Origin of the sequence: Pseudonocardia sp. NPDC049154 (genome assembly GCF_040648315.1) — a bacterium.
Taxonomy (GTDB): domain Bacteria; phylum Actinomycetota; class Actinomycetes; order Mycobacteriales; family Pseudonocardiaceae; genus Pseudonocardia.
The window spans coordinates 1-9,567 of record NZ_JBEZDN010000036.1; the positions used below are offsets into that span (position 1 = coordinate 1).

The following is a 9,567-nucleotide window of genomic DNA, read 5'->3' on the forward strand; positions in this document are numbered from 1 at the left end:
TTGCTCTCGATGACGATGCGGTCGCCGACATGAGCCTGCACGATGCCTCCCTGCACGCGGGTGGCGGGCCGGCGCTGGTGTCGGAGGTTGTGCGGCCACCGGGGGAGGACGCGGGCTAGCGGGCCGGCGGCCGGCAGGCGCGGAGGAAGACGCGGACCCCGCCCGCCACGAGCTCGGCCAGCTCCTCGTCCGAGATCGGGACCGTGCCGTACAGCGTGCGGTTGTCGGCCTGTGCGGTCACCAGAATGCCGAGGTAGGCCGCCGCCTCGACGGGATCGGGGATCTCGAGCACGCGCGGGCGGCGAAGTGCGCGAGCCGGTCCGCGAGCATCTGCTGCTGCGGACCGACCTCCCGCCAGCGCTCGAGCAGGGTTCTGGTGGAGCCTCGCGCTCACCGCGCCCGCCCTGCTCCCGGCAGCGCTCCTCCGACGGACGGGCGTCGCGCGATCTCGCGGACCGTCGGGCGCACGTCCGTGAGGGTTCGCGACCGGGAGCAGGTCGAGCCGCTCAACTCGATGCCGGACCGAGGTGGCGGGCCAGGAACTCCTTGTCGACGCCGACCCAGCGGATGATGCGGTGATCGCCCGGGTTGGCGTGCAACGTCTTCTCCGTCGAGGCGAAGGCGTCGAACAGGGCGAGCGCGGAGTGGCGATCGACGTGCTCGTCGTCCCACGGGAGCAGGAACTGGACCGGGACGGTGATCCGTCCGGCCGCCTCGAGCAACGCCTCGGACACGAAGAACCCGCCACCGAAGACTGCGGCCGTGATCCTGGGGTCGACCGCCGTCAGCGGAACCCCGATCGCGGTGCCCATCGAGATGCCGCCGCCGTAGCCGATCGGCGCTGCGGTGCCGATCCCGGGCAGTGCCTGGAGGGCGTCCAGGGTGGTCTGCCATTCCGGGACGGCGCGCTCCGCCAGCGACGTGACGTACCGGAGGCTGACCGACTCGAACAGCGCGTTGTCGCCCGCCGCCCGGGCCTGCCCGAGCGCGGCGCGGGCCTGCTCGTCCTCCGCCGTGCGCGGACGGTCGCCGTGTCCGGGCGCGTCGAGGGCGACCACGGTGTAGCCCCACGTGGTCACGGTGTCGAGGGCGCGCGCCTTGAGTGCCGGGGTCTTCTTGTGCAGGCCGCCGCCGTGGCCCATCAGCACCAGGGGCGCGTGCGCGGGCCCGGCCGTGGGCGACCAGAGCACGCCGGGGACCTCGCCGAGGACGAAGTCTCGTTCGACGACGCCGTTCGACGACGTCTCGGAGGTGAAATGCAGAGAATGCACAGGGTGTGGCCTTTCGGGAGTGCCGTGAGGGTGAGGCGCTCCCGGCGACCCCTACGTCGCTCGCCCGACCGTGACGACGAGGGGGAGCACCCACGTGCGTACAGCGTTCATGGGTCTCACCTCCCCGGGTGGTGTCACGGTCTCCGGCACGGTAGCGACCCGCTGCCGCCCGGCCCAGCGGTTTTCGTCGCCGGGCAGCCGCGATGATCTCCCGTGTGCTGGCGGTGCCCCGGAACTGGTCCGAGCTGACGCCGACCTGGATGAGCGTCGCCCTGGGCCGGACCGTCACGCACGCCCGCGTCACCGACGTCGTCGACGGGACGAACTCCCGCGCGGTCGTCGAGCTGGGGTACGCGGGTCCGGCCGGGCCGGCGCGGGTGTTCGTCAAGCGGGAGGGCCGGCTGCTGAACCGGTTGGCCCTGACCGCCCTCGGTGCGCGCGAGGCCGAGGCGGACCTCGTCCGGCACGGCCCGGTCCTGCCGCTGGAGCACCCCGCGTTCCACGCGGCGGCGACCGAGCGCCGTCGCCTCGCCGCCGTGGTCGTCATGGAGGACGTCACGCTGCGCGGCGGGCGCCCGAACTCCGCGCTCACGCCGCTGACCGTCGAGCAGGTCGCCGCCGGGCTGGGCGAACTGGCCCGGCTGCACGCGACGTTCTGGGACGCTCCGCTGCCGGCCTTCGTGCGTCCGTGGCGGCTCGGTCCGGCGTGGGCTCCCGTCGCCCGGGCCGGGTTCGTCCACGCACTGCAGAAGCTGCGACGATCCGGGCTCCCGCTCGACCTCGGCGCCGGGGAGATCGAGCGCGGGTTCCGGGGGTGGGCACGCGTCGCCGCCACCGGCCCGCAGACGCTGCTGCACGGCGACCCGCACCCCGGCAACACGTACACGGTCGGCGACACCGTCGGCTTCTACGACTGGCAGCTGGTCCGCTCCGGCAGCTGGGTCCACGACGTCGGCTACTTCCTCACGTCCAGCCTCACCGTCGCCGACCGGCGCGAGCACGAGCGTGCGCTGCTGGCCGGCTACCTCGACGCCCTCGGCCGCCGGCCCGCAGACGCCTGGCGGCTGTACCGGCGGACGCCGGTGTTCGGGCTCGGCTCGTGGCTGCAGACCTGGGCGGCGGGCACCTTCCAGCCGCGCGACGTCTGCCTCGCGACGATCCAGCGCTTCGCCGCCGCCCATCGCGACGCCCGAGGGGACTGAGTACACGCGGAGCGCCGACCCCGTACCGACCCCGTACCGACCCCGTACCGACCACGGCGGGGGCGTCACAGGTGCAGGACGACGTGCTCACCGTCGCTCGTCACGACGTAGCTGCGGACCCGGACCCTCTCCGGGTCCACCCAGGAGCGCCCCGTGCGCGTGTCGAACTCCCACTGGTGCCACGGGCAGCGGAGGATCTCCCCACGCCGTGCGTACCGGTAGACGCCGGGCCTCGGCGAGGTGAGGGCCCCGGACAACACCCCCTGGCACAACGGGGCGCCTTCGTGCGGGCAGGTGTTGCGAAGTGCCACGTACCCGTCGCCGAGACGGAAGACGCCGATGGAGCGGCCGTCGACCTCGACGATCTTGCGGCCGCCCACCGGGATCTCGCCGGCCGCGGCCACGACGATCCGCCTTCCCGAGCCCGTCACGAGGCCAGCCGGTAGGTCGCGCACGCGTTGTCGTACATGATCCGCCGGTGCAGGTCCGCGGGCACGCGCGTGCGGAAGGCGCGGTGCGGGTCGTCGAAGTCCCAGTGGGGGTAGTCGGTCGAGAACATCAGCAGGTCGGGGCCGATCTCGCCGAGCAGGGGAACCAGGTCGCCGGGCCGCTCCGGCTCCTCCATGGGCTGCGTCGTGATCCGGAGGTGCGTGCGCAGGTAGTGCGACGGCGGGTACCGCAGATCGGGCACCTCCTCGCCGAGCCGGGCGTGGAGGGCGTCGAGCCGGTGCGCGAGGGCGGGGACCCAGGCGAAGCCGCCCTCGAGCAGCACGACGCGGAGCTCGGGGAACCGGTCGAACACGCCGTGGAAGATCAGGCTGATCACCTGGGCCTGGAAGGCGACGGCGAGCCCGGTGTGGTCCTCGATGTAGTAGGAGGGCCAGCCCGTCGAGGTGGTGGGTCCCGGGGTGGTCGAGGCGGCATGGATGCCGACGGGGAGCCCCGCCCGGCAGGCGGCCTCGTAGATCGGCCAGTACTGCCGCCGGCCGAGCGGAGCGGTGGTGCGCGGGTAGAGCAGCACCTGCACGAACCCGGGATGCGCCGACGCCCGGTCGATCTCCGCCGCGGCCAGGTCGGGGAACTCGAACGGCACGGTGACGGAGGCGCGGAGGCGGTCGTCGCGCTCGAGCCAGTGCTCGACCTGCCACTCGTTCACCGCCGTGGCGAGGGCGGCACCGTAGGCGTCGTGCCGCTGCTCGGGGGCGCGGAAGAGGCAGTTGAGCACCACACGCTCCACCGGATACGCGTCGAGCAACTGCTCGCGCAGGAACGCCAGGTCGGAGCCGGGCAGCCCACCGGTCGGGGGCCACGCGTCGCGCCTGCTCGCGAAGCGCGCCGCCTTCGGGTACGCGTAGCCCTTGGTGAACGGCGAGAAGGTCCGGGAGCCGACCAGTTCCATGTGCCGTGTCCACCGCGCGGACAGATAGGGCCGCAGCTCGGCGTCCGCCGAGACGGCGTTGTGCACGTCGCAGTCGATGAACCGGCCGGTGCTCATCCGGGCTCCTCGGGCAGCCGGTACAGCCGGACCGCGTTCCCGGACAGCACGAGGTCCCGCTCGGCGGGGGAGAGCTGCTCGAGCAGCGCGGTGGGTGCGTCCCCGTGGTGCCAGTGCGGGTAGTCGCCGGCGTGCAGGAGCATCCGGACCGAACCGAGCTGGGTGAGGAACCGGTCCACCCAGGTGCCGTCGAGGGCGGGCGATGCGTCGAAGGGGGTGGTGCTCAGCGACACGTGCTCACGGATCACCTGCGACGGCGGCCGGTCGACCCAGGGCACCTCGCGGCGCAGGGCCTTCCAGTTCTTGTCGAAGCGCCACATCAGGGAGGGCAGCCAGGTGACCCCGCTCTCCAGGAGCACCACCCGCAGTCCGGGGTGGGCGGCAAACACGCCCTCCGCCACCATGCTGGTGAGCTGGGACTGCAGCGAGAGCGCCGCGCAGGCGTAGTCCTCCACATGGTGCGACGGCCACCCGACCGGTGACAGCGGGTTCGCTCCGCCGACGCCGGGGTGCACGGCCACCGGCAGGCCCGCGGCCTCGGCGGCCGCGTAGATCGGCCAGTACGGGCGCTGCCCGAGCGGGGCCGGGGCCGACGCCGGCAGCAGGACCTGCACGAATCCGCCTCCCGCCAGCCGCTCGATCTCCTGCGCGGCCGCGCGCGGGTCCCGCGTCGACACCACGATCGAGGCGCGGAAGCGGGGATCCGCGGCCAGCCAGTGCGCGGCCTGCCAGTCGTTCAGGGCGCGGGCCAGGCTCACCGCCCAGTCCGGGTTGTGCACCGCGGCGACGGCGTACAGGCAGTTCAGGACGGCATACCGGGCGCCCCCGGCGTCGAGCACGTGGTCGCGCACGACCTCCGGGTCCGAGCCCGGTGGGCCGTCCCCGACGCGGCTGCCCGGCCGCGCCGAGAGCGGCGACCCCGGCGGGTAGAAGGCCGGGTCGAAGCCCTCGACGCCGGTCTCCCTGCAGTAGTCGACCCACATGTCGGGCAGGAACGGGAACAGCGCCGAGAGCCGGGGAACGGCGTTGTGCACGTCGCAGTCGACGAGGGCGGTCGCTCCGCCGCCGACGTCCACGTCCGGCACCTCCGGCCCGGCCCGTCGCCTACGCGTACGTGTGGCCCTGGTCGAAACGGATCGCCTTGAGCTCCTTGCGCCCGTCGAAGTGCTGGATGCCGGTCTCGTCGTGGCCGGGGAACAACCAGGCGTCGTTCTCGCGGGCGACCTGCCCGAGCGACTGGAGGGAGGTGCGCCACTTGTCGATGTCCCAGTAGATCTGCGGCTCGCCGGTGGGTTCGACGTAGTTCTCGTGGTGGTAGAGGGCGTCGGAGGTGAGCAGGACGGTGCCGGTGTTCTCGAGCTGCAGCTGCAGGGCCATCTGGCCCGGTGTGTGGCCGGGCAGGTGGAGCAGGCGCACGCCGTCGGCGATCTCCATCGTCCGGCCGGTGATGAGCGTGGGCTTCTTGTCGCCGAGGAAGGCCCAGTCCACGCGGGCGAAGAAGTCCCGGTCCTCGTCGAGGCTCATGATGTGCGCGTACTCGTCCTCGTGGACGAGGATCTCGGCGCCGGCGTCCTCGAACAGGCGCAGGCCGCCGGCGTGGTCGGTGTGCATGTGGCCCTGGATGACGTAGCGGAAGTCGTCCGGCCCGAGGCCGAGCTGCTCGAGCCGCATCTCGAGGCAGGCCTCCGGGGTGACGGCGCCGAGGTCGACGACCTGCTTCCACTCGTCGAGCCACTCGTCCGGGCATCGTGCGGACAGCCCGGTCTCCCAGAGGATCCGCCCCTGCGGGGTCTCGATGATGTAGGCGATCGCCGGGCAGTGGTAGGTGTTGCCGACGTGCTCGCTCTTGTTGACCAGGAGAGACATGTCGAGGCCCATGTAGCCCAGGTTGACGCCGCGGAGCGTGACGCCCATCGCTTCCTCCTGAGGTGGTCGTGTCGCGTGCCGACGGGCACGTCCGACGATTCGACCGCGTCGCGGGGGAGGACTCGTGTCCGAACTTGGGGCACGGAACCCTCGGATTCCGGGCCGTGTCCCAAATTGCCACACGGTGCCCCACCTCTTCCCAACTATCGTTCGTGAGGCGGGCCGCCCCGGCTGCCCCGCCCTGCCCTGCGGAACGACGAGGTTCTGGTGGAGGGAGCGAACGTGGTCGACGACGTGTTGGCGCGCGAACGGGAGTCCTTCCTGTCGTCGGGGACCGCGCCGGTGCGCGTCCGCGCCGAGATCTCCTCGTCGTGGCAGCGGTGTTCGGAGTGGGCCGTGGCGGCCGACCGTCTCGCCCCGCCCTACCGCCCGGGCGTGGATCCGGAGTCGCGCCTCCTGCGGGCCGCGGGCCCCGTGCTCGACACGATGAACGCGCGGCTCGGCGAGCTCGGCGTGAGCTTCCTCGTGACCGACACCAACGCCCGCATTCTCGATCGCCGGGTGCAGAACCGGCAGCTCCTGCACGCCCTCGACACCCTCCACATCACCCCGGGCTTCGTCTTCGCCGAGGACGCGGTGGGAACCAACGGCGTGGGCACGGCGGTCGAGCTCGGCCGGACCACCCGCATCGACGGTCACGAGCACTACGTCGACGAGCTCGTCCAATTCACCTGCGTCGGGGTCCCGATCATGGATCCGCTGACCCGGCGCGCGATGGGCATCCTCGACATCACCTGCCAGGCGGACCGGGACAACGGCCTGTTGACCGTCCTCGTGGAGCAGACGGCGAAGGCGATCGAACAGCGGCTCTTCGAGCAGCAGACGGTCCAGGAGCGCGCGCTGCTGGCCCACTTCCTGTCCGGCAGCAGGCGCTCCCACGCCGGGATCCTCGTCCTCAACGACCGGGTGCAGATGGCCAACCCGCAGGCCGCCAGGCTCCTCGACGGAGTGGAGCAGCCGCTCCTGTGGGACCACGTGGCCCGGGTGCTCGCGGGGTCCTGCACGGACGGGACGGTCGACAGCGAGCTCCCGCTGCCCGGCGGGCGGAGCGCCCGGACCCGGACCATGCCCCTGCGCGACGGCGGTGAGGTGATCGGCGCGCTGGTCGAGATCCGGCCGGCGGCCGAGCGCGTGGGGCCGGCGAGATCCGCGGCCCGGGTCAGGGCGCCCGCCGGACTGGCCGGCACCGACCGGGCGTTCCTGTGGGCGTGCCGGGCCGCCCGGGCGGCGCTCGCGGCGCGGACCCTGGTGCTGTGCGGCGAGTCGGGGGTCGGGAAGTCGGCGGTGGGCTTCTCGCTCCTCAGGGAGTGCGGCGACGACCCGGTGGTCCGGGACGCCGCACAGGTCGAGGTCACCGGCCTCGACGCATGGTTCGACGACCTCCGCCTCGCGGTCGCCGGACCGCCCGGCGCGCTCCTGCTGCGCCACCTCGACCTGCTCGACGGGCTCGGCCGACGGCGCCTGTCCGCGATCCTCGGCGACGCGGGCGTCCGCGGGTGGCGGTGCGCGGCGACCTTCACCTGCGCCTCCTCCTGGGACGACATGGTGCTGCCGGGGCTCGACGCCGACCAGCTCCGGCTCCCGCCGCTGCGCAACCGGTTGCGCGACATCCCGACGCTGGTCGCCGCGTTCGCGGCTCCCCGCAGGTTCGCGCCCGAGACGGTCCAGCTGCTCATGCGCCTGTCGTGGCCGGGCAACGTCCGGGAGCTGCGGAGGCTGGTGGAGCGGGTCCTCGACGAGACACCCACCGGGGCCGTCCCGGGCATCGCCGACCTGCCTCCCGAGGTGCGGGGGGCGGCTCCGCGGCTCACCCTCACCCGTTTCGAGAGGGCCGAGATCCACGCGATCCTGGACGCGATGGCCGAGACCGGGGGCAACAAGAAGGACGCCGCCGCGCTGCTCGGCATCTCGCGGTCGACGCTCTACCGCAAGCTGCAGGCCGCGGGCATCGACCTGGACAACACGACCTTCTGAGGGGCGGAGGCCCGGGCGCTCATCGGACGAAGCCGGGACCCTCGATCACGGGGTGCGCGGCGAGGAACTCCTCGTCGACCTCCACGCCGAGTCCGGGCCCCTCCGGCGGGAGCACGGTCCCGTCCGGGCGGGTGCCGAGCGGTGACGACACCAGCTCGTCCCGGAACAGGTTGTCGTGGCTGACGTCGGCCTCGAAGTACCCCGCGTTCTCGGTCGCCGCGAGCAGGTGCACGGTCGCGGCCATGTTCAGCCCCGTGGAGGCGGTGTGCGGGTGCACGCGCAGCTTCCATGCCGAGGTCATGGCGGCGATCCGGGCGACCTCCGTGATCCCGCCGGACTTGGACAGGTCGGGCTGGAGGACGGTGACCGCGCCGTCCTCGACGAGCCGGTGGAACTCGAAGCGCGTGTAGTGGTTCTCGCCCGCGGCCAGTGGCACGCCCACGAACCGCGCGGCCTCGGCGTAGCTGCGGTGGTCGTGCGGGGGGAACGGCTCCTCCAGCCACCCGACCCGGTGCTCGCGCAGGCCGGGGGCGACGCGCCGCACGTCCTCGAGGTCGTAGGCGGTGTTCGCGTCGACGAGGACGTCCAGGTCGGGGAACTGCGCGCGCACCGCGGCGACGCGGGCGAGGTCGGACCGCGGCCCCTCGCCGATCCGGAGCTTGACGGCGCGGTACCCGCGCTCCACCAGCGGCCGCACCTGGTCGAGCAGCGCCTCCGGCTCGCTCCACCCGAGCGCCACGCCGCCCGCGTAGGCCGGGACCGGCCGCGCGGCGCCGCCGAGCAGGCGGTACAGCGGCCAGCCCACCGCCTTGCCCCGCAGGTCCCAGAGCGCCATGTCGATCCCGCTCATGGCGATCGCCGCGGCCGCGCCGAGTCCGTGGCTGGCGAGCTGGGCGGTGTAGAGGGTGCGCCAGACGCCGACGACGTCCGTGGCGTCGAGCCCGAGGACCAGCTCGCGCAGGGTGCTGTCGATCAGGTGGCCGATCGTGCCGGGGGAGCGGGCGTGGTGCGCCTCGCCCCAGCCCTCGAGGCCGTCCGCGGTGCGCACCCGGACCACTACCGCGTCCCGCTTGACCACCCGGCCGATCCCCAGCCGCTCGCCGGCACGGGCGCTGACGGGGAACGAGGTCGGGAACGCGGTGACGTCGACGATCTTCATCGCGGGTGTCCTCCGGGAGGGCGGTGACGCGGGCCTGCACAGGACCCTACGGCCGGGGTCGGCCCGCGGAGGCGGGGTCGACGCCCGGGAAGTCCGCGGTCGTGAGCAGCCGCCGCCGGACCCGGGCGACCAGCGGGCCGTCCTCCTCGCTACGCGCGGCGACGGTCTTCCACTCCGGGTCGGCGAAGAACGCCGCCCACTTGCTCTGCAGGTCGTCGTACGACTCGAACCGGAGGACGTAGACGATCTCGTTCTTCGAGTCGTCGCCGACCTCGGTGCGGCTGAGGAACACCAGCTCCATCCCGTGCTTGCGGAAGATCCGGCAGGTGGCGGCGTTGAAACGCTCGACGAGTGCCGGGAGCCGTCCGGGCACCGCGGTGTACTCGCGCAGCTCGTAGATCATCGGGATGCTCCCGGGGTCGAGAGTGGGTGGGGGGGGGCGGGGGGGGGGGGCGCCCCCGCCCCGCGGGTGAGGCGGACGCCGGGGGGGGGGGGGGGGGGGAGGTTTGGTGGTGTGGGGTTGGGGCGGGGGGTGGGGAG

10 protein-coding genes are annotated in these 9,567 nt (G+C 73.3%); 2 read left to right on the top strand and 8 right to left on the bottom strand.

From position 1 onward, the window contains the following. Nucleotides 1-115: 115 nt before the first annotated feature. On the bottom strand, nucleotides 116-292 hold the full coding sequence (locus AB0B41_RS18810) for a TetR/AcrR family transcriptional regulator C-terminal domain-containing protein (protein ID WP_358204784.1): 177 nt from the start codon (nucleotides 290-292) through the stop codon (nucleotides 116-118). Nucleotides 293-506: 214 nt separating this feature from the next. Next, nucleotides 507-1,271, bottom strand: a complete 765-nt coding sequence (locus tag AB0B41_RS18815; protein ID WP_358204786.1) for an alpha/beta hydrolase — start codon at nucleotides 1,269-1,271, stop codon at nucleotides 507-509. Nucleotides 1,272-1,474: 203 nt separating this feature from the next. Between AB0B41_RS18815 and AB0B41_RS18820 the strand changes: the two genes are divergently transcribed. Next, complete coding sequence (locus AB0B41_RS18820; RefSeq protein WP_358204788.1) at nucleotides 1,475-2,473, top strand: phosphotransferase; 999 nt, start codon at nucleotides 1,475-1,477, stop codon at nucleotides 2,471-2,473. Between the two features lie 65 nt (nucleotides 2,474-2,538). Here the strand turns inward: AB0B41_RS18820 and AB0B41_RS18825 are convergent, their stop codons facing one another. The 4 genes from AB0B41_RS18825 to AB0B41_RS18840 are packed head-to-tail and all read right to left on the bottom strand — an operon-like array spanning nucleotide 2,539 to nucleotide 5,882. Then, nucleotides 2,539-2,904 carry a Rieske (2Fe-2S) protein gene (locus AB0B41_RS18825; protein WP_358204791.1) on the bottom strand — a complete coding sequence of 122 codons (366 nt, stop codon included), beginning with the start codon at nucleotides 2,902-2,904 and terminating at the stop codon, nucleotides 2,539-2,541. Continuing rightward, nucleotides 2,901-3,968 (bottom strand): amidohydrolase family protein, encoded by a 1,068-nt coding sequence (locus AB0B41_RS18830; protein WP_358204792.1) that lies wholly within the window; start codon nucleotides 3,966-3,968, stop codon nucleotides 2,901-2,903. The genes AB0B41_RS18825 and AB0B41_RS18830 overlap by 4 nt, the downstream gene beginning before the upstream one ends. Continuing rightward, on the bottom strand, nucleotides 3,965-5,044 hold the full coding sequence (locus AB0B41_RS18835; RefSeq protein WP_358204795.1) for an amidohydrolase family protein: 1,080 nt from the start codon (nucleotides 5,042-5,044) through the stop codon (nucleotides 3,965-3,967). The genes AB0B41_RS18830 and AB0B41_RS18835 overlap by 4 nt, the downstream gene beginning before the upstream one ends. Before the next feature lie 28 nt (nucleotides 5,045-5,072). Continuing rightward, nucleotides 5,073-5,882, bottom strand: coding sequence for an N-acyl homoserine lactonase family protein (locus AB0B41_RS18840; RefSeq protein WP_358204797.1), 810 nt, complete (start codon nucleotides 5,880-5,882; stop codon nucleotides 5,073-5,075). A gap of 219 nt (nucleotides 5,883-6,101) precedes the next feature. Here AB0B41_RS18840 and AB0B41_RS18845 point away from each other — a divergent pair, with 219 nt between their 5' ends. After that, the gene (locus AB0B41_RS18845) at nucleotides 6,102-7,868 is read left to right on the top strand and encodes a helix-turn-helix domain-containing protein (RefSeq protein ID WP_358204799.1); all 1,767 of its coding nucleotides are present in this window, start codon (nucleotides 6,102-6,104) and stop codon (nucleotides 7,866-7,868) included. Between the two features lie 19 nt (nucleotides 7,869-7,887). Here the strand turns inward: AB0B41_RS18845 and AB0B41_RS18850 are convergent, their stop codons facing one another. Together AB0B41_RS18850 and AB0B41_RS18855 are read right to left on the bottom strand one after the other, a co-directional pair. Beyond that, a complete protein-coding gene (locus AB0B41_RS18850; protein ID WP_358204802.1) occupies nucleotides 7,888-9,027 on the bottom strand; it encodes a mandelate racemase/muconate lactonizing enzyme family protein in 1,140 nt (379 codons plus the stop codon). A gap of 46 nt (nucleotides 9,028-9,073) precedes the next feature. Further along, the gene (locus AB0B41_RS18855) at nucleotides 9,074-9,430 is read right to left on the bottom strand and encodes an NIPSNAP family protein (RefSeq protein WP_358204804.1); all 357 of its coding nucleotides are present in this window, start codon (nucleotides 9,428-9,430) and stop codon (nucleotides 9,074-9,076) included. Nucleotides 9,431-9,567 lie beyond the last annotated feature (137 nt).